The sequence below is a fragment of the Kitasatospora sp. NPDC001603 genome (genome assembly GCF_040298365.1).
In the GTDB taxonomy this organism is placed as follows: domain Bacteria; phylum Actinomycetota; class Actinomycetes; order Streptomycetales; family Streptomycetaceae; genus Kitasatospora.
In genome coordinates, this window is record NZ_JBEPAA010000065.1 from 1 (window position 1) to 22,112 (window position 22,112).

A 22,112-nucleotide genomic window follows, 5' to 3' on the forward strand; every position below is an offset into this window, starting at 1 on the left:
GCCCGGTGCTCGAACACCGACCGCGTCGCCGCCAACGACCACGCCACATCCACCGGATCCACCGACGACCGCGCCGACACCCACTCCCGCAACCGATCCGCCTGACCCGCCAACGCCTCCGACGACTGCGCCGACACCGGCCACGCCACCGGCCCGGCCGGCTCCAGCACCGCCACCGCCCCGGCCTCACCGGCCGGCTCGTCCAGGGCCTCCGCCTCCTCGGCGACCGCGGCCGGCGCCTCCTCCAGGATGACGTGCACGTTGGTACCGCTCATTCCGAAGCCGGACACGCCGGCCCGGCGGACGTGCTCGCCGGTGGGCCACGCCACCGGCTCGGTCAGCAGCCGCACCTCGCCCGCCGACCAGTCCACGTGCGGGGTCGGCTCGTCCACGTGCAGCGTCTGCGGGAGCTGCTCGTTCTGCAGCGCCAGCACCATCTTCATCACCCCGGCCACACCGGCCGCGGCCTGGGTGTGCCCGATGTTCGACTTCACCGACCCCAGCCACAGCGGCCGGCCCTCCGGCCGGTCCTGGCCGTAGGTGGCGATCAGCGCCTGTGCCTCGATCGGGTCGCCCAGCGTGGTCGCCGAACCGTGCGCCTCCACCACGTCCACGTCGGCGGGCGACACCCGGGCGCTGGCCAGCGCCGCGCGGATCACCCGCTGCTGGGAGGGCCCGTTGGGGGCGGTCAGACCGTTGGACGCGCCGTCCTGGTTGATCGCCGAGCCGCGGATCACCGCGAGCACCTTGTGCCCGTTGCGCCGCGCGTCCGACAGCCGCTCCACCACGAGCATGCCCGCGCCCTCGGCGAAGCCGGAGCCGTCGGCCGCCGCGGCGAAGGACTTGCAGTGCCCGTCCATCGAGATGCCGCCGGCCTTGGCGAAGGCCACGAACACCCCGGGGGTGGCGGTGACGGTGGCCCCGCCGGCCAGGGCGAGCGAGCACTCACCGGAACGCAGCGCCTGGGCGGCCAGGTGAAGCGCCACCAGCGAGGAGGAGCACGCCGTGTCCACCGTGACCGCCGGGCCCTCCAGGCCGAAGGTGTAGGACAGCCGGCCCGAGAGCACGCTGGTCGCGTTCCCGGTCACCAGGTGGCCCTCGACGACCTCGGTGCCCTCCAGTTGGACGTCGGTCGCGTACCGGGAGCTGTAGCCGCCGACGAAGGCGCCGGTCTGGCTGCCGCGCAGCGTCGCGGGGTCGATCCCGGCCCGCTCGAACGCCTCCCAGGAGGTCTCCAGCAGCAGCCGCTGCTGCGGGTCCATCGCCAGCGCCTCACGCGGCGAGATGCCGAAGAACCCCGCGTCGAAGGCGCTGGCGTCCTGGACGAAGCCGCCGGCCTGGGTGTACGACTCGCCGTGCGGGTCGGTGTCCGGGTAGAGGCTCTCCAAGTCCCAGCCGCGGTCGCGCGGGAACGGGCCGATCGCGTCCGAGCCCGAGGCCAGTAGGCGCCACAGCTCCTCGGGGCTGGCCGCGCCGCCGGGGAAGCGGCAGGCCATGCCGACGATCGCGATGGGCTCGTCCGCGGCGCCGGTGGCCACCGGTGCGGCGGGTGCCGCGACGGCGGGCAGGTCGCCCGCCAGCTCGCCGCGCAGCAGCGTGGCGAGCGCGGTCGGGGTGGGGTAGTCGAAGACCAGCGTCGCGGGCAGCCGCAGGCCGGTCTCGGCGTTCAGGCGGTTGCGCAGCTCGACGGCGGTCAGCGAGTCGAAGCCGACGTCGGTGAACGGGCGGCCGGTGTCGATCGCGTCCGCCGAGGCGTGCCCCAGCGTGGCGGCGACATGGGCGAGGACGAGGTCCAGCAGCACCCGGTCCCGCTCGGGGCCGGAGACCGCCGCGAGCCGGCGCCGGAGCGCCTCGGCCGCGTCGGCGCCGGTGCCGGTGGCGGCGGCCGAGACGGCCGTGCGCCGGACGAACACCCCGGCCAGCGTGCGCCACAGCGGCGGGACATCCGCGCTGCCGGCGGCCTGCGCCCGCAGCGCCGCCAGATCGAGGCGGGCGGGCATCAGCACCGCCTCGTCCCGGGCCAGCGCCACGTCCATGACGACCAGGCCGTCCTCGGCGCCGAGCGGGACGAAGCCGCGGTCGATCCGCGACAGCGAGGTCCGGTCCAGGTTCCGGCCGATGCCCGCCTCGTGCATCCACGGGCCGAGCTGCAGCGACATCCCCGCGAGGCCGGCGGCCCGGCGGTACCCGGCCAGGGCGTCCAGGAAGGAGTTCGACGCCACGTAGCTGGCCTGGCCGGCCGCGCCGAAGGTGGAGGCCGCGGACGAGAACAGGACGAAGCGCTCCAGGTCCAGCCCGGCCGTCAGCTCGTGCAGGTTCCAGGCCGCGTCGACCTTCGGCCGCATGACGGCCGCCAGCCGCTCCGGCGTCAGGGAGGCGATCACGCCGTCGTCGACGACGCCGGCCGAGTGGACCACGGAGCCCAGCGGGTTCTCGGCCGGGATCCGGTCCAGCACCTCGGCCAGCGCGTCCCGGTCGGCCGCGTCGCACGCGACGATCCGGACCCAGACGCCCAGCTCCGCCAGCTCGGCCGCCAGCGCGGCGGCTCCGGCGGCGGCCGGGCCGGAGCGGCTGGTCAGCACCACACCGCCGGCCCGGCCGGTCGCCACCAGGTGCTTGGCGACCAGCCCGCCCAGCGTCCCGGTGCCGCCCGTCACCAGCAGCGAACGCGCCGCCGGGTCGGCCACCGGGTCGGCCGGCCAGCTGACCGCCTCCAGCTCGCCCGAGGGTCGGGTCAGGCGCCGGCCGTAGGCGGCCTCGCCGCGGATCGCCAGCTCGGGCTCGTCGCCGCCGACCACGGTGGTCAGCAGCGCGCTTCGGGCGCCGGCCTCGACGGCCGGGAGGTCGGCCAGGACCAGCCGGCCCGGGTTCTCGGCCTGGGCGGACCGCAGCAGCCCCCGTACGGAGGCCGCCGCCAGGTCCGTCACCGGCTCGCCGCCGGCGTCCACGGCGCCCCGGGTGACGACCACCAACCGCGCGGCGTCCAGGCGTGGTTCGTCCAGCCACTCGCGCACCAGCCGCAGTGCCTCGGCACCGGCCCGGCGCACCGTGTCCGGGAGGCCGGCGCCCTGGTCCGCGTCCCCGCCGAGCAGGGCGTCCGCGCACAGCAGGACGGTGCCGGGAGCGGCCTCGCCCGTCTCGACGGCGGCGGCCAGCTCGGCGATGCCGGCGAAGGCGCGCACCGGCACGGCGGCGGCGCCCAGCTCGTCGACCAGCCCGAAGCGGTCGGCGCCGATCAGCGCCCACTCGCCGGCCGGGGCGGCGCCGGCGGGCACCTCGGTCCACTCCTGGACGAACAGCGAGTCGTTCAACTCGTTCTGCGCGGAGCGCAGCTGGTCCATCGCGACGAGTCGCTTCACCAGCGACCCCACCGACACCACGGGTGCGCCGGTGGCGTCCGCGGCGGTCAGCGACACACCGCCCTGGGCGTCCTGGCGCAGCCGCACCCGCAGCACCGACGCGCCACCGGCGTGCAGCTCGACGCCGGTCCACGCGAACGGCATCGGCACCTGGCCCGGCTCGGCCTCGACGACCGGCTCCGCCAGCAGCGAGGCGTGCAGGGCGGCGTCGAGCAGCGCCGGGTGCAGGCCGAACGCGCCGGCCTCGGCCGCCGCCTCCTCGGGCAGCGCGACCTCGGCGAAGACGTCCTCGCCCCGGCGCCAGGCGGCCCGCAGGCCGTGGAACGTCGGGCCGTACACCTCGGCGAGGTGCACCGCGTACACGTCGGTGATGTCCACCGGTGCGGCGTCCTTCGGCGGCCACACCAGGAAGTCCTCGTCGGTCCGCCCGGCCGCGGTGGCGGGGGCGACCACACCGCTCGCGTGCAGGACCCAGGCCTGCGGGGCGGCCGTCTCCTCGGGGCGGGAGAACACCTCGACCCCGCGGCGGCCCTCGGCGTCGGGCGCGGCCACGACCACCTGGAGCTGGACCCCGCCGCGGTCGGCGGGCAGCACCAGCGGTGCGTGCAGCGTCAGTTCCTCCAGCAGGCCGCAGCCCACCTGGTCACCGGCGCGCACCGCCAGCTCCACGAAGCCGGTGCCGGGCAGCAGGACGACGCCGCCGACGGCGTGGTCGGCCAGCCAGGCGTGCGTGCGCAGCGACACCCGGCCCATGCACACCAGGCCCGCGCCGCCGGCCAGTTCCACCACCGCGCCGAGCATGGGGTGGCCCACCGCGCCCAGGCCGAGCGACAGCGCGTCGCCGCCCGGGCGCGCGGAGCGCAGCTCGCCCAGCGTGCCCTTGGGCCAGAACCGTTCGTGCTGGAAGGCGTAGGTCGGCAGGTCCACTCCCGGTCCGGCCGGGAGCACGGCGGCCCAGTCGACGGCCGCGCCGCTGACGAAGGCCTCGGCGAAGGAGGTGACCAGGCGGGTCGCGCCGCCGTCGTCACGGCGCAGCGTGCCGCAGACGGCGGCGGGCACCGCGCCCGGCCCGGCTTCCTGGGTGACCTCCTCCAGGGACTCGGTCATCGCACCGAGCAGCACCGGGTGCGGGGAGACCTCGACGAACACCCGGTGCCCCTGGCCCGCCAGGGTCCGCACCGCCCGGTCGAAGTGCACCGTGGCGCGCAGGCTGCCGTACCAGTAGGCGGCGTCCAACTCCTCACCGGTCAGCGTCTCCCCGGTCATCGCGGACACCATCGGGATCCGGCCCGGACGCGGAGCCACCGCGGCCAGCACGGACATGATCTCCGCTTCCAGCCGCTCGACCTGCGCCGAGTGCGAGGCGTAGTCCACCGCGACCAGCCGGGCGCGCACGCCCTCGGCCTCGAACTCCGCCTTCAGCTCCTCCAGCGCCTCCGGCTCACCCGAAACCACCACCGCCGACGGCCCGTTGACGGCCGCCAGCGACAGCCGCTCACCGAAGCGCGCGATCCGCTCCTCCACCACCGCGGCGCTCCGGCTCACCGACAGCATCCCGCCGAGCCCGGCCAGCACCTTCAACGACTGAGAACGCAGCGCCACCACCCGGGCGCCGTCCTCCAGCGACAGCATCCCCGCGACAGTCGCCGCCGCTATCTCACCCTGCGAGTGACCGACCACCGCATCGGGCGTGACGCCCGCCGCCTCCCAGACCGCCGCCAGCGACACCATCACCGCCCACAGCGCCGGCTGGACGACATCCGCCGCCTTCAACTCCGGCGCACCCTCGGCGCCCGCGAGGACATCGGCCAGCGACCAGTCCACATACGGCGCCAGCGCCGCCTCGCACTCCGCGAGGCGCGCCGCGAACACCGGGCTCGACCGCGCCAACTCCTGGCCCATGCCGAGCCATTGCGAACCCTGACCGGGGAAGACGAACACCGGCCGCGCGTCGGCCCGGGCCACGCCCGCGACGACGGCGCCACTGGGCACGCCGTCGGCCAGGCTCTCCAGCCCGGCCGCCAGCTCCGCGCGGTCCCCGCCCACGACCACGGCGCGGTGCTCGAAGGTCGCGCGCATGGTCGCCAGCGACCACGCCACGTCCGCGGGCTCCGCCTCCGGCCGCGCCGCCACCCAGTCCCGCAGCCGGCCGGCCTGCGCCGCCAGCCCCTCGGCCGAACGGCCCGACACCGGCCAGGCGCCGGCGCCCGAGACGACCCGCGGCGCCGCCTCCACCGGCTCGGCCGCGTCCTCCTCGGCGGGTGCCTCCTCCAGGATCAGGTGGGCGTTGGTGCCGCTGCCGCCGAACGACGACACGCCCGCGCGGCGGACCCGCTCGCCGGCCGGCCACGGGACGGACTCGGTCAGCAGCTCCACCTCACCGGCGGACCAGTCGACGTGCGGGGTGGGCTCGTTGACGTGCAGCGTCCGCGGCAACCGGCCGTTGCGCAGCGCCATCACCATCTTGATCACGCCGGCCACCCCGGAGGCGGCCTGGGTGTGTCCGAGGTTGGACTTCACCGACCCCAGCCAGAGCGGCTGCCCGCCGCCGCGCTCCTGGCCGTACGTCGCCAGCAGCGCCTGCGCCTCGATCGGGTCGCCGAGCTTGGTGCCCGTGCCGTGGGCCTCCACCGCGTCGATGTCGGCGGCGGACAGCCGGGAGCTCTCCAGCGCGGCGCGGATCACCCGCTGCTGCGAGGGGCCGTTCGGGGCGGTCAGACCGTTGGACGCGCCGTCCTGGTTGATCGCCGAGCCGCGGATCACCGCGAGCACCTTGTGCCCGTTGCGGCGCGCGTCGGAGAGCTTCTCCACGACGAGCATGCCGGTGCCCTCGGCCCAGCCGGTGCCGTTCGCGTCGTCGGAGAAGGCGCGGCAGCGGCCGTCCACCGACAGGCCCTGCTGGCGGGAGAACTCGACGAACATGCCGGGCTGCGCCAGCACGGTCACGCCGCCGGCGAGTGCCATCGAGCACTCCCCGGCGCGGATCGCCTGGCAGGCCAGGTGCAGCGCGACCAGCGAGGAGGAGCACGCCGTGTCCACCGTGACGGCGGGACCCTCCAGGCCCATGACGTAGGAGACCCGGCCGGAGAGCACGGCGGTCAGGTTGCCGGTCATCATGTGGCCTTCCAGCCCGGCCGTGCCCCCTTCCGCCAGCTCCAGGTTCACCAGGTAGTTCGAGGTGAAACCACCGACGAAAACGCCGGTCCGGCTGCCCTTGAGCGTTCCCGCGTCGATTCCCGCGCGCTCCAGCGCCTCCCAGGCGACTTCGAGCAGCAGGCGCTGCTGCGGGTCCATCGCGACGGCTTCCCGCGGGCTGATCCCGAAGAACGCGGCGTCGAATCCGCTGGCGTCCTTCACGAAGGCCCCGGACTGGGTGTACGACCGGCCGGACTTCTCCGGGTCCGGGTCGTAGATGCTCTCCAGGTCCCAGCCGCGGTCGGTGGGGAAGTCGCCCACCGCGTCGCCGCCGGCCGCCAGCAGCTCCCAGAGGTCCTCCGGGGTCTCCACGTTGCCCGGGTAGCGGCACGCCATGCCGACGATCGCCAGCGGCTCGTACTCGCCGGCCTCCAGCTTGTGCAGGCGCTTGCGCGTCTCCTGGAGCTCGGCCGCGGTCTTCTTGAGGTAGTCGAAGAGTTTCTCTTGGTTATCCACAGTGACCCCTTACCAAAACATGCCGTCAATTAGCGCGAAGTAACTAGTTGGACAGACCAAGTTCCTTGTCGAGAAACTCAAACACCTGGTCGGGTGTCGCCGATTCGAGTTCAACCTCGCCGCTGCCGGATTCCGCTTCGCCCTGCTTCTCGATCCACTTCGACAGAATGCTCTGCAGCCGCCTCGTGATTCGCTCGCTCGTGTCCTGGTCGGGTGCCGGACCGGACAGGCTGGATTCGAGCCGGTCGAGGTCGTCGAGCACCGGCACCGAGTCCGCCTCGTCCGGGGCGAGTTCGGTGCGCAGCCAGGCGGCCACCGCCACCGGGGTGGGGTAGTCGAAAATCAACGTAGCGGGCACCCGCAGTCCGGTCGCGGTGTTCAACCGGTTGCGGATCTCCACCGCGGTCAGCGAGTCGAACCCGAGGTCCTTGAAGGCCTGCTGGGCCTGGACCCCGTCCGCCGACGCGTGGCCCAGGACCACGGCCGCCTCGGCCCGTACGAGGTCCGACAGCAGCCGCTCCTGCTCGGCCCGGTCCAGGCCGGCCAGCCGCCGGCCCAGCTCGCCCTCGCCCGGGCCGGCCGCCTCGGCGGGCCGGGCGGCGGCGGTGGTGGCGATCCGGCGGACCTCCGGCAGGTCCCGCACCAGCGGGGCCTTCGGCAGGTCCACCGCGGTCTGCGCCAGCAGGGCCCAGTCCACGTCCATCACCGTCACCACGGCGTCGGGGCCGCGCAGCGACTCGTCCAGGGCCCGGACCGCCAGCTGCGGGTCCATCGCCGACATCGGGAGCTTCTTCATCCGCTCCCGGATCGCCTCCTTGGACTCCGCCAGGCCGCCGCCGCCCCACTGGCCCCAGGCCACCGACAGACCGGTCAGCCCGCGGGCCCGCCGGTTCTCGGCCAGGGCGTCGAGGTGGGCGTTGGCGGCCGCGTAGTTGCCCTGCCCGGCGGAGCCGAGGGTCGACGCCGCGGAGGAGAACAGCACGAAGGCGTCCAGGTCGAGGTCGGCGGTCAGCTCGTCGAGGTGGGCGGCGCTCGCGGCCTTGGCGGCCAGCACCGTCTCCAGGCGGGCCGGGGTGAGGCGGTCGACGACGCCGTCGTCCAGGACGGCGGCGGTGTGCAGCACCGAGGACAGCGCCGGACCGGTCTTCCCGATCCGGTCCACCAGCCCGGCCAGCGCCGCGCGGTCGCTCACGTCGCAGGAGACGATGTCCACCGCGGTGCCGCGCTCCGCCAGTTCGGCGACCGTGGCCGCGACCCCGGCGGCCGCCGGGCCGGAACGGCCCGTCAGCACGACGCGCGGCGCGCCCCCTTCGGCCAGCCAGCGGGCCACGTGCCCGGCGATGGCGCCGGTGCCGCCGGTGATCAGCACGCTGCCGCGCGGGGTCCAGCGGTCCTCACCGGCCCGCACCCCGGCGGCCCGGCTCATCCGGCGGCCCAGCATCCCGGCCGGGCGGATGGCGACCTGGTCCTCGCCACAGCCGGCGAGCACCGCGACCAGCCGGGCGCCGGCCCGGTCGTCCAGCACCTCGGGCAGGTCGATCAGACCGCCCCAGCGGTCCGGGTGCTCCAGGGCGACGACCCGGCCGAGGCCCCAGACCTGTGCCTGCGCCGGAGCGGTCGGCAGCTCGCCGGGCGTGGCCGCGACCGCGCCGCGGGTGGCCGGCCAGAGCGGTGCCTCGATCCCGGCGTCGCCGAGCGCCTGGATGAGGGTCAGGGTGGCGGCCAGCCCGCCGGTCACCACCGGGTGGTCCGGCAGCGGCGTCCCGTCCAGCGCGAGCAGCGACAGCACGCCGGTCACGCCGGACGGCTCCGCGCCCGCCTCCCGGAGCGCCCGGGCGAGCAGCGCGGACAGGACGGCGCGGTCCGTCGTCCCGGCCGGGACCTCGACCGGCACGACCTCGGCCCCGCGCACACCCAGCGCGACCGCGCAGCCCTGCGCCAGGTCGCCGGCGGCGTCCGCCTCGGGCACCGCGACGAGCCAGGTGCCGGTGAGCACGCCCGGGTCGGGCTCGGCGACCGGCGCCCAGCCCATCCGGTAGCGCCAGCTCGCGGTGGTCGAGCGGTCCAGGTCGTGGCGCCGCCACGTCGTCAGCGCGGGCAGCAGTTCGCCGAGCCGCTCGCGCCCGTCCTCGATCGCCAGGGTGTCCGCGAGCTGCTCCAGGTCGCCGCCCTCGACGGCCGCCCAGAACGCGGACTCGGCCGGTGTGGCCGCCCCGTCCCGGCCGGTGGCCGGGCCGCCCGCCGGCAGCGCCGACGGGACCTTCGGCCAGAAGCGGTCATGCCGGAAGGCGTACGTCGGCAGGTCCACCCGCCGGCCGGCCGGGAGGACGGCCGTCCAGTCGACGGCCGCGCCGTTCACGAAGGCCTCGGCGAGCGAGGTCAGCAGGCGCTGGGCGCCGCCGTCGTCACGCCGCAGGGTGCCGCAGACGGCGGCGGGCACCGCGCCCGGCCCGGCTTCCTGGGTGACCTCCTCCAGGGACTCGGTCATCGCGCCGAGCAGCACCGGGTGCGGGGAGACCTCGACGAACACCCGGTGCCCCTGGCCCGCCAGGGTCCGCACCGCCCGGTCGAAGTGCACCGTGGCGCGCAGGCTGCCGTACCAGTAGGCGGCCTCCAACTCCTCACCGGTCAGCGTCTCCCCGGTCATCGCGGACACCATCGGGATCCGGCCCGGACGCGGTTCCACCGCGGCCAGCACGGACATGATCTCCGCTTCCAGCCGCTCGACCTGCGCCGAGTGCGAGGCGTAGTCCACCGCGACCAGCCGGGCGCGCACGCCCTCGGCCTCGAACTCCGCCTTCAGCTCCTCCAGCGCCTCCGGCTCACCCGAAACCACCACCGCCGACGGCCCGTTGACGGCCGCCAGCGACAGCCGCTCACCGAACCGGGCGATCCGCTCCTCCACCACCGCGGCGCTCCGGCTCACCGACAGCATCCCGCCGAGCCCGGCCAGCACCTTCAACGACTGAGAGCGCAGCGCCACCACGCGGGCGCCGTCCTCCAGCGACAGCATCCCCGCGACAGTCGCCGCCGCTATCTCACCCTGCGAGTGACCGACCACCGCCTCGGGCACCACCCCGGCGGCCTCCCAGACCGCCGCCAGCGACACCATCACCGCCCACAGCGCCGGCTGGACGACATCCGCCGCCTTCAACTCCGGCGCGCCCTCGGCGCCCGCCAGGACCTCACCCAGCGACCAGTCCACATACGGCGCCAGCGCCGCCTCGCACTCCGCCAGCCGGGCGGCGAACACCGGGTTCACCGAGGCCAGTTCACGGCCCATCCCGACCCACTGCGAACCCTGGCCGGGGAAGGCGAACACCGGCCGCGCGTCGGCCCGGGCCACGCCCGACACCACCGACCCCGCGGACACGCCCGCCGCCAGGCTCTCCAGCCCGGCCGCCAGCTCCGCGCCGTTCCCGCCCACGACCACGGCCCGGTGCTCGAACAGGGACCGGGTCGCGACCAGCGACCAGGCCAGGTCGGCCGGCTCCGCCCCGGGCCGGGCGGCCACCCACTCGCGCAGCCGGCCCGCCTGGCCCGCCAGTGCCTTGGGCGAGCGGCCCGACAGCACCCACGCGCCGGCCCCGGACGGCGCCGGCGCCGCGGGCTCGACGGCGTCGGCCGCCGGTGCCTCCTCCAGGATGATGTGCGCGTTGGTGCCGCTGATCCCGAACGAGGAGACGCCCGCCCGGCGCGGCCGTCCGTTCGCCCGCCACGGCACCGGCTCGGTGAGCAGCCGCACGTGCCCGGCCGACCAGTCGATGTGCGGGGACGGCTCGTCCACGTGCAGCGTCCGCGGCAGTTCCTCGTGCTGGAGCGCCAGCAGCATCTTCATCACCCCGGCCACCCCGGCGGCCGCCTGGGTGTGCCCGAGGTTGGACTTCACCGACCCCAGCCAGACCGGACGGTCCTCGGGGCGGTCCTGCCCGTAGGTCGCCAGCAGCGCCTGGGCCTCGATCGGGTCGCCGAGCTTGGTGCCCGTGCCGTGCGACTCGACCGCGTCCACGTCGGCGGCCGTCAGGCCGCCACTGGCCAGCGCGGCCCGGATCACCCGCTGCTGCGAAGGCCCGTTGGGGGCGGTGAGGCCGTTGGACGCGCCGTCCTGGTTGATCGCCGAACCGCGCACCACCGCGAGCACCGGGTGCCCGTTGCGGCGCGCGTCGGACAGCCGCTCCACCACGAGCATGCCGACGCCCTCGGCCATGCCCATCCCGTCGGCGGACGCGGCGAACGCCTTGGACCGGCCGTCCACGGCCAGCCCGCGCGCCTGGGAGAAGGCGATGAAGCCGTCCGGGGCCGCCATGACGGTGATGCCGCCCGCGAGTGCGAGCGAGCACTCCCCCGCCCGGACCGACTGGCAGGCCAGGTGCAGCGCCACCAGCGACGAGGAGCACGCCGTGTCCATCGTGACGGCGGGCCCCTCCAGGCCGAAGGTGTAGGACAGCCGGCCCGAGAGCACGCTGGTCGCGTTCCCGGTCATCACATGGCCGTCGATGCCCTCGAACTCGGACTCGCCTTCGAGGCTCATCCCGGCGTACCCCGACCCGTAGCCGCCGACGAAGGCGCCGGTCAGGCTGCCGCGCAGGGCGGCCGGGTCGATCCCGGCCCGCTCGAAGGCCTCCCAGGACACTTCGAGGAGCAGCCGCTGCTGCGGGTCCATCGCCAGCGCCTCGCGCGGCGAGATCCCGAAGAACGCCGGGTCGAAGCCGCTGACGTCCCGGACGAAGCCGCCCTCGCGGGTGTAGGACGTCCCGGCGTGCTCGGTGTCCGGGTCGTACAGGGCGTCGAGGTCCCAGCCGCGGTCCTGCGGGAACGGGCCGATCGCGTCCCGGCCCGAGGCCAGCAGCTCCCACAGCTCCTCCGGGCCGGCGGCGCCGCCGGGGAACCGGCAGGCCATGCCGACGATCGCGATCGGCTCGTCCGCCACCGCGGCGGACGGCCGGACCGCCGGGGCCGCGGCGGGCAGGCCGCCCGCCAGTTCGCCGCGCAGCAGCGCGGCCAGCGCGACGGGGGTGGGGTGGTCGAAGACCAGCGTGGCCGGCAGCCGCAGCCCGGTCTCGGTCCGCAGCCGGTTCCGGAGCTCCACCGCGGTCAGCGAGTCGAAGCCCAGGTCGGTGAAGGCCCGGGTGGGCTCGACCGCCTCGGCGGAGGCGTGCCCGAGCACCGCGGCCACGTGCGCCCGGACCAGGTCCAGCAGCGCCCGGTCACGGTCCTGGCCGGAGAGCCCGGCCAGCCGGTGCCGCAGCGCCTCGCCGGCCTCGGCGCCGGTCCCGGCCGCGGCGGCGGCCCGCCGGACCCGGCCACCGGCCAGCGCCCGCCACAGCGGCGGGACCTCCCCGCTGCGGGCGGCCCGCGCCCGCAGGTCCGCCAGGTCCAGCCGGGCCGGCACCAGGACGGCCTCGCCGCGGGTGAGCGCCTCGTCCAGCACGGCCAGGCCCTCGTCGGCGCCCAGCGCCGCGACCCCGGACCGGCTGATCCGGCTAAGCAGCCGCTCGCCCAGCTCCCGGCCGATGCCCGCCTCGTGCACCCAGGGGCCCCAGGCCAGCGACAGGCCCGCCAGGCCGGCGGCCCGGCGGTACCCGGCCAGCGCGTCCAGGAAGGAGTTGGCGGCGACGTAGTTGCCCTGCCCCGGTGCGCCGAAGACGGCGGCGGCCGAGGAGAACAGGACGAAGTGCGCCAGGTCCAGGTCCCGGGTGAGTTCGTGGAGGTGCCACGCGGCGTCGACCTTCGGCCGCATGACCGCCGCCAGCCGGTCGGCGGTGAGGGTACCGATCACGCCGTCGTCGATGATCCCGGCGGCGTGGAAGACGGAGCCCAGCGGGCGGTCGGCCGGGATCGTGGCCAGCAGCGCGGCCAGCGCGTCCCGGTCCGCCACGTCGCACGCCACGATCCGGACCGGGGCGCCCAGCTGCGCCAGCCCGGCCGCCAGCGCGGCCGTGCCGGGGGCGGCGGGGCCCGAACGGCTGGTCAGCACCACGCCGTTGACCTGCCCGGTCACCACCAGGTGCCGGGCCACCAGACCGCCCAGGGTGCCCGTCCCGCCGGTCACCAGCAGCGTCCGCGAGCCGTCGGCCGCGCGGCCCACGGGGCGTTCAACCGCTGCTCCAGCGCCGGACGGACGGCCCAGCCGCCGACCCAGCACGGCCGTGTCACGGAGGGCCAGCTCCGGTTCGCCGGTGGCGAGGACGCCCGGCAGAACGGCGATCCGCTCGGCCGTACCGGTGGCGGGCAGGTCCACCAGGACCAGCCGGCCGGGGTTCTCCGACTGCGCCGAGCGCAGCAGGCCCCGGACGGCGGCGGCGGCCAGGTCGGCCACGGCCTCGCCCTCCCCGGCGGCCACGCCGCCCCGGGTGACGACCACCAGCCGGGCGTTCTCCAGGCGCTCCTCGGCCAGCCACTCCTGGGCCAGCGCCAGCGCGTCGGCGGTGCGGCGGCGGGCGGCCCCGGCCACGTCGCCGTCCTCGGCCTCCTCGGCCCCCGCACAGACCAGCACGACCTGCGGCTCGGCCCCGGCCGCCTCGGCCGGACCGGTGAAGGACCGGACCGGCACACCGGCCGCGGCCAGCGCCTCGACCAGACCGAACCGGTCGGCGCCGATCAGCGCCCACGCCCCGACCGGCACCTCGGCCACCGGGACCTCGGCCACCGGGGCCCACTCCTCCACGAACAGCGCGTCCGACACCCCGCTGTCGGCGGCCCGCAGCTGCGTGGCCGACACCGGCCGGCTGACCAGCGACCCCACCGACACCACCGGGGAGCCGGCCGGGTCCACGGCCGTCAGCGCCAGCGCCCCCCGGGCGTCCCGCCGCAGCCGCACCCGCAGGACGGTCGCCCCGCTCGCGTGCAGCTCGACGCCCGTCCAGGCGAACGGCATCCGGACCTCGCCCGGCCCGCCGTCCGCGTCCGCCGGGGCCGTGCCCTCCAGCAGCGCGGCGTGCAGGGCCGCGTCGAGCAGCGCCGGGTGCAGACCGAACGCACCCGCCTCGCGCGCCACCGGCTCCGGCAGCGCCACCTCGGCGAAGACGTCCTCACCGCGCCGCCAGGCGGCCCGCAGCCCGTGGAACGCCGGGCCGTACACCTCCGCCAGCCGGACGGCGTACACCTCGCCGACGTCGAGCGCGGTCGCGCCCTCCGGCGGCCAGACCGACAGCTCCCCGGGGGCCGGCCGCTCCGCCGGGGCCGGGGCCACCGCGCCGCTCGCGTGCCGCGTCCAGTCCTGCTGCGGGTCGGACACGTCGGGGCGGGAGAACACCTCGACCGCGCGGCGGCCCTCGGAGTCCGCCTCGGCCAGCACCACCTGGACCTGGACCCCGCCGCCGTCGGCGGGCAGCACCAGCGGCGCCTGGAGCGTCAGTTCCTCCAGCAGGCCGCAGCCCACCTGGTCCCCGGCCCGGACCACCAGCTCGACGAATCCGGTCCCCGGCAGCAGCACCGTCCCGCCCACCGTGTGGTCGGCCAGCCACGGGTGCGTCCGCACGGAGAGCCGCCCGGTGCAGACCAGGCCCGCGCCGCCGGCCAGTTCGACCGCCGCGCCCAGCAGCGGATGGTCCACCGCGCCCAGGCCCAGCGACGCCGTGTCCCGGCCGGCACCCACCGGCGACAGGGGCAGCATCCCCTGCGGCCAGTACCGCTCGTGCTGGAAGGCGTACGTCGGCAGCTCGATCCGCTCGGCGGCGGGGAGGACGGAAGTCCACTCCACGGAGGCGCCGTTGACGAAGGCCTCGGCGAACGAGGTGACCAGCCGGGCCACACCGCCCTCGTCACGGCGCAGGGTGCCGCAGACCGCGGCGGGCACGATGCCCGGGCCGGCCTCCTGGGCGACCTCTTCGAGCGTGTCGTTCATCGCGCCCAGCAGCACCGGGTGCGGAGTCACCTCGACGAACAGCTGGTGCCCCTGGCCCGCCAGCGTGCGCACCGCGCGGTCGAAGTGCACCGTGGCGCGCAGGCTGCCGTACCAGTAGGCGGGGTCCAGCTCCTCACCGGTCAGCGTCTCGCCGGTCATCGCCGACACCATCGGGATCCGGCCCCGGCGCGGCGCGATACCGGCCAGGACCTCGGTGATCTCCGCTTCGAGGCGGTCCACCTGCGCCGAGTGCGAGGCGTAGTCCACCGCGACCATCCGGGCGCGCACGCCCTCGGCCTCGAACTCCGCCTTCAACTCCTCCAGCGCCTCGGGCTCACCCGAAACCACCACCGCCGACGGCCCGTTGACCGCCGCCAGCGACAGCCGCTCACCGAACCGGGCGATCCGCTCCTCCACCACCGCGGCGCTCCGGCTCACCGACAACATGCCGCCCAGGCCCGCCAGCACCTTCAGCGACCGCGAACGCAGCGCCACCACCCGGGCGCCGTCCTCCAGCGACAGCATCCCGGCCACCGTCGCCGCCGCGATCTCACCCTGCGAATGCCCCACCACGGCGTCCGGCGCGACACCGGCGGCCTCCCAGACCGCCGCCAGCGACACCATCACCGCCCACAACGCCGGCTGGACGACATCCGCCGCCTTCAACTCCGGCACACCCGCCAGGACATCGCCCAGCGACCACTCCACATACGGCGCCAGCGCCGCCTCGCACTCCGCGAGCCGCGCCGCGAACACCGGGCTGCACGCCGCCAGTTCACGGCCCATGCCGACCCACTGCGAACCCTGCCCGGCGAACGCGAACACCACCCGCGCACCCGGCCGCGCCACACCCGACACCACCGCACCCGACGGCACACCGACCGCCAGGCTCTCCAGCCCCGACACCAGCTCGGCGCGGTCGGTACCGACCACCACCGACCGGCGCTCGAAGGCCGACCGCGTCGTCGCCAGCGACCACGCCACCTCCGCCGGATCCACCGACGGCCGCGCCGACACCCACGCGTGCAGCCGCTCCGCCTGCGCCGTCAGCCCCTCGGCCGACTGGCCCGACACCAGCCAGGCACCGGCCCCTGACACCACCGGCGCCACGGCGTCGACCACCTCGGCGGTCTCGACGACCGCCGGCGCCTCCTCGACGATGACGTGCGCGTTGGTGCCGCTCATCCCGAACGAGGAGACCGCTGCCCGGCGCGGCCGCTCCCCCACCGGCCACGGCACCGACTCGGCCAGCAGTCGTACCTCACCCATCGACCAGTCCACGTGCGAGGAGGGCTCGTCCGCGTGCAGCGTCTTCGGCAGCTCCTCGTGCTGCAGGGCGAGGATCATCTTGATCACGCCCGCCACACCGGCGGCGGCCTGGGTGTGCCCGATGTTGGACTTCACCGAGCCCAGCCACAACGGCCGGCCCTCCGGCCGTTCCCGGCCGTAGGTGGCCAGCAGCGCCTGCGCCTCGATCGGGTCGCCCAGCGTGGTCCCCGTCCCGTGCGCCTCCACCACGTCCACGTCCGCGGCCGACAGCCGCGCGTTCGCCAGCGCGGACCGGATCACCCGCTGCTGGGACGGGCCGTTCGGCGCCGTCAGGCCGTTGGACGCGCCGTCCTGGTTCACGGCCGAACCGCGCAGCACCGCGAGTACCGGGTGGCCGTTGCGCCGGGCGTCGGAGAGCCGTTCGACCACGAGCATGCCCGCGCCCTCGGCCCAGCCCGTCCCGTCGGCGTCCTCGGAGAACGCCCGGCAGCGGCCGTCGGCCGACAGCCCCTGCTGCCGCGAGAAGTCGATGAACATGCCGGGCGTGGCCATCACCGTGGCACCGCCGGCCAGCGCGAGCGTGCACTCGCCCGAGCGCAGCGCCTGGGCCGCCAGGTGCAGCGCCACCAGCGAGGACGAGCAGGCGGTGTCGATGGTCACCGCCGGGCCCTCCAGGCCCAGCACGTAGGAGACCCGGCCGGAGAGCACGCTGGTCGCGTTCCCGGTCAGCAGGTGACCCTCGACACCGGCCCCGCCCTCACCCGCCAGGGTGAAGCCGTACCCGGACGCGTAGCCGCCGGCGAAGACGCCCGTCGCACTGCCGTGCAGCGCCGCCGGGTCGATGCCCGCCCGCTCCAGCGCCTCCCACGAGGTCTCCAGCAGCAGCCGCTGCTGCGGGTCCATCGCCAGCGCCTCGCGCGGCGAGATCCCGAAGAACCCGGCGTCGAACTCCGTGGCGTCCCCCACGAAGGCGCCCTGCGCCACGTACGAGGTGCCCTCGCGCTCGCCGTCCGGGTCGTAGACGCCGTCCAGGTCCCAGCCGCGGTCGGTCGGGAAGGCGCCCACCGCGTCACCGCCCGAGGCCAGCAGCTCCCAGAACTCCTCGGGGCTGCCGGCCCCGCCCGGGAAGCGGCAGGCCATGCCCACGATCGCCAGCGGTTCGTCCGCGGCCGCGGCCGCCACGACGACCGGCCCCGGCCCGGCCGCGTCCCCGGTCAGTTCGCCCCGCAGGTAGCCGGCCAGCAGCAGCGGGGTGGGGTAGTCGAAGACCAGGGTGGCGGGCAGCCGGATGCCGGTCGCCACGCCCAGCCGGTTGCGCAGTTCGACGGCGGTCAGCGAGTCGAAGCCCAGGTCCTTGAACGACCGCCGGTCCTCGACCGCGTCCGCGGAGGCGTGCCCCAGTACGACGGCCACCTCGGCCCGGACGATGTCGGTGAGCGCCCGCTCCTGCTCGGCCCGGGTGAGCCCGGCCAGCCGCCGGGGCAGTTCACCCTCGGTCCGGGTGCCGTCCCCGCTCCCGGCGCCCCGGGCGGTCAGCCGGCGGACCTCCGGCAGCTCGCGGAAGAGCGGTGCCTCCCGCAGGTCCGCCGTGCCCTGCGCGGAGGCCAGTTGGGCCCAGTCGACGTCCATCACGGTGACGACGGCGTCCGGCCCCTCCAGTGCCCCGCCCAGGGCGCGGGCGGCGAGCTGCGGGTCCAGCGGCGGCATCGGGCCGCGCTCGACCCGCGCCCGGGCCGCCGCGCTGGACTCGGCGAACCCGCCGCCGCCCCAGGCGCCCCACGCGACCGACAGGCCCGGCAGGCCCCGGCTGCGGCGGTTCTCGGCGAGGGCGTCCAGGTAGGCGTTGGCCGCCGCGTAGTTGCCCTGACCGGCGGCGCCCAGCGTGGACGCGGCCGAGGAGAACAGCACGAAGGCGTCGAGATCGAGGTCGGCGGTCAACTCGTCGAGCAGCAGCGCGCCTTCGGCCTTCACCCCGAGCACGGACGCCAGGCGCGCCGCCGAGAGGCGGTCGACCACGCCGTCGTCCAGCACCGCGGCGGTGTGCAGCACCGAGGACAGCGCCGGACCGGTCTCCCCGATCCGGGCCAGCAGCCCGGCCAGCGCCGACCGGTCGCCGACGTCGCAGGCCACGACGTCCACTCCCGTACCCCGGGCGGCCAGTTCGGCGGCCGTGGCCGCGACCCCGGCGGCCGCGGGGCCGGAGCGGCTGGTCAGCACCAGCCGCCCGGCTCCGCGCTCGGCCAGCCACCGCGCCACGTGCCCGGCGATGGCGCCGGTGCCGCCGGTGATCAGCACGCTGCCGCGCGGCGACCAGCGGTCCCGGTCGCGGGTCTGCCCGGCCCGCTTGAGCCGGCGGCCGAGGATCCCCTCGGCCCGGATCGCGACCTCGTTCTCCCCGGCACCGGCCAGCACCGCGACCAGCCGGGCACCGGCCCGGTCGTCCAGCACCTCGGGCAGGTCGATCAACCCGCCCCAGCGCTCGGGGTGTTCCAGACCGACGACCCGGCCGAGCCCCCAGACCTGCGCCTGCACCGGGCTGACCGGCGCCTCGCCCGGACCGGCGGCCACGGCGCCGCGCGTCGCCGGCCAGAGCGGCGCGCCGATCCCGGCGTCGCCCAGCGCCTGGACGAGCGCCAGCGTGGCCGCCAGCCCGGCGGTCACCCCCGGGTGGTCCGGCACGCGCGTCTCGTCCAGGGCCAGCAGTGACAGCACACCGGAGACGGCGGAAGGCTCGACCGCCGCGGCCAGCAGCGTGGCCACCTCGGCCCGGTCCACGGCACCGGCCGGGACCTCGACCACGACGACCTCCGCGCCACGCGCCGCCAGCGCGGCCGCGCACGGCTGCTCGCCCGCGCCGGCCGGCACCACCACCAGCCACGTCCCCGACAGCACCCGCGCGTCGGGCTCCGCCACGGCCGACCAGGCCGTCCGGTAGCGCCAGTCGGTGGTCACCAGGCGGTCCAGCTCGCGGCGCCGCCAGGACGCCAGCGCCGGCAGTACCTCGGCGAGCTGCCGCTGGTCCTCGATGGCCAGCGTGTCGGCGATGCTCGCCAGGTCCCCGTCCTCGACGGCCGCCCAGAACCGCGCCTCCCCCGCCGTGCCCGCACCGTCGCCGCCGCCCGCCGCCGGCGGCGTGAGCGGCACCACGCCCTCCGGCCAGAAGCGCTGCTGACGGAAGGCATAGGTGGGCAGCTCGACAGGCTTCCCGGCGGGCAGAACCGAACTCCAGTTCACCGGCACGCCGTGCACGAAGGCGCGGGCGAGACCCGTGACGAAACTCGCGACGCCCTCCGCGTCGCGCCGCTGGAGGGGGACGAACACGGGCTCGTCCCCGTCGATCCCCGCCACCGCGTCCGGGCCGAGCGAGGAGAGCGACCCGTCGGGGCCGACCTCGACGAACACCGAGACACCCTGGCGGGCCAGCGTCGCCACCGCGTCCGCGAAGCGCACCGCCTGGCGGGTCTGCGCCGGCCAGTAGCCCGCCTCGGGCGCGGTGACCAGCTCACCGGCGAGCGCGCCCGCCCACAGCACAGCCGGCCGGTGGTACTCCAACCCATCGGCCACGGCCGCGAGTTCCTCCAGCACCGGATCCATCGCCGGCGAGTGGAAGGCGTGCGAGACCCGCAGCCGCCGCACCCGGCGGCCCCGCTCCCGCCACAGCTCCACCACCTCATCGACGGCCTCGACCGAGCCGGAGACCACCACCGACTCCGGCCCGTTCACCGAGGCGATCACCACCCCGGGCACCAGCTCGGCCAGCGCCTCGGCCTCCGAGACGTTGACCGCCGCCATCGCCCCGCCCGCCGGCAGCGCCTGCATCAACCGCGCCCGCGCCGCCACCAGCCGCACCGCGTCCGGCAGCGACAGCACCCCGGCCACATAGGCGGCCGCGACCTCGCCCACCGAATGACCCACCACCGCGTCCGGCGTCACGCCCGCGGCCGCCAGCACCGCCGCGACGGCGACCTCGAAGGCGAACAGACCGGCCTGCGCGTACAGCGTCTGCTGCGCCAGCGCCTCGTCCACACCCTCGGCGCCGAGCACGACGTCCCGGACCGAGACGCCCAACTCCAGCTCCAGCAGCCCGCTGACCCGGTCGAAGCTCTCGGCGAAGACCGTGCTCGCCGTGTACAGACCCCGGCCCATGCCGACCCACTGCGAACCCTGACCGGCGAAGACCAGACCCACCCGGGCACCCGGCCGCGCCACACCCGACACCACCGCGGCCGAGGAGACCCCGGCGGCCAGGCTCTCGATGCCACCGACCAGTTCGGCCCGCTCGGTGCCCACCACCACGGCCCGGTGCTCGAACGCCGAACGCGTCGCCGCCAGCGACCACGCCACGTCCACCGGCGCCAGCTCCGGACGCGCCACCGTCCAGGCGCGCAGCCGGCCCGCCTGCGCCGTGAGGCTCTCGGCCGTCCGGCCCGACACCAGCCACGCACCGGCACCCGCCAGCAGCGGCGCCACGGCCTCGGCCCGGGCCGTCTCGGGAGCCGGCGCCTCCTCCACGATGACGTGCGCGTTGGTCCCGCTGATCCCGAACGAGGAGACCGCCGCCCGACGCGGCCGCTCCCCGGCGGGCCACGGCACCGGCGCCGTGAGCAGCTCGATCTCACCGGCCGTCCAGTCCACGTGCGAGGACGGCACCTCGGCGTGCAGGGTCTTCGGCAGCTCCTCGTGCTGCATCGCCAGCACCATCTTGATCACGCCCGCCACCCCGGCGGCCGCCTGGGTGTGCCCGATGTTGGACTTCACCGAGCCCAGCCACAACGGCCGGCCCTCCGGCCGCTCCCGGCCGTAGGTGGCCAGCAGCGCCTGCGCCTCGATCGGGTCACCCAGCGTGGTCCCCGTCCCGTGCGCCTCCACCACGTCGACGTCGGCGGCCGACAGCCGCGCGTTCGCCAGCGCGGCGCGGATCACCCGCCGTTGCGAAGGCCCGTTCGGCGCGGTCAGACCGTTCGACGCGCCGTCCTGGTTCACCGCCGAGCCGCGCAGCACCGCGAGCACCCGGTGCCCGTTGCGCCGCGCGTCCGACAGCCGCTCCACCACGAGCATGCCCACCCCCTCGGCCCAGCCCGTGCCGTCCGCGTCCTCGGAGAACGCCCGGCACCGGCCGTCCGCCGACAGCCCCTGCTGCCGCGAGAACTCCACGAAGGTCCCCGGCGACACCAGGATGGTGACACCGCCCGCCAGGGCCAGCGTGCACTCGCCCGAGCGCAGCGCCTGGGCCGCCAGGTGCAGGGCGACCAGCGAGGACGAGCAGGCCGTGTCGATGGTGACCGCCGGGCCCTCCAGGCCCAGTGCGTAGGAGACCCGGCCGGACAGCACGCTGGTCGCGTTGCCGGTCATCAGGTGGCCCTCGACGCCGGACCCGGCCTCGGCGGACCAGGAGACCCCGATCCCGTAGTTGGACGCGAAGCCGCCCGCGAACACCCCGGTCGCGCTCTCCCGCAGGGTCGCCGGGTCGATGCCCGCCCGCTCCAGCGCCTCCCACGAGGTCTCCAGCAGGAGCCGCTGCTGCGGGTCCATCGCCATGGCCTCGCGCGGGGAGATGCCGAAGAACCCGGCGTCGAACCGGGTCGCGTTCCGCAGGAACGCCCCCTGCGCCACGTACGAGGTGCCCTCGCGCTCGCCGTCCGGGTCGTAGACGCCGTCCAGGTCCCAGCCGCGGTCGGTCGGGAAGGCGCCCACCGCGTCACCGCCCGAGGCCAGCAGCTCCCAGAACTCCTCCGGGGTGTCCGCGCCCCCCGGGAAGCGGCACGCCATTCCGACGATCGCCACCGGCTCCGCCGTCTGCTCCTGCACCTCGCGCAGTCGGGCGCGGGCGTCCTGGGCGTCTGCGATGGCCCGCTTCAGGTAACTACGGAGCTTGTCCTCGTCGGACACGGTCATCTCCCAGCAATGGTGTTTTTCGGCAGAGTCAGGGGCGGGCTGCCCCGCACGGTGTGTGCGGGGCAGCCCGGGTTCGAACGGAGCCCGTCAGG

Annotated in this window: 2 protein-coding genes; both read right to left on the bottom strand. The window is 76.1% G+C overall.

Annotated features, from left to right (window positions below):
* The coding region (locus ABT263_RS30030; RefSeq protein ID WP_352295095.1) for a type I polyketide synthase at positions 1-7,010 on the bottom strand (7,010 nt) is incomplete at its 3' end.
* 43 nt (positions 7,011-7,053) lie between these two features.
* A complete protein-coding gene (locus tag ABT263_RS30035) occupies positions 7,054-22,014 on the bottom strand; it encodes a type I polyketide synthase (RefSeq protein WP_502885885.1) in 14,961 nt (4,986 codons plus the stop codon).
* Positions 22,015-22,112 lie beyond the last annotated feature (98 nt).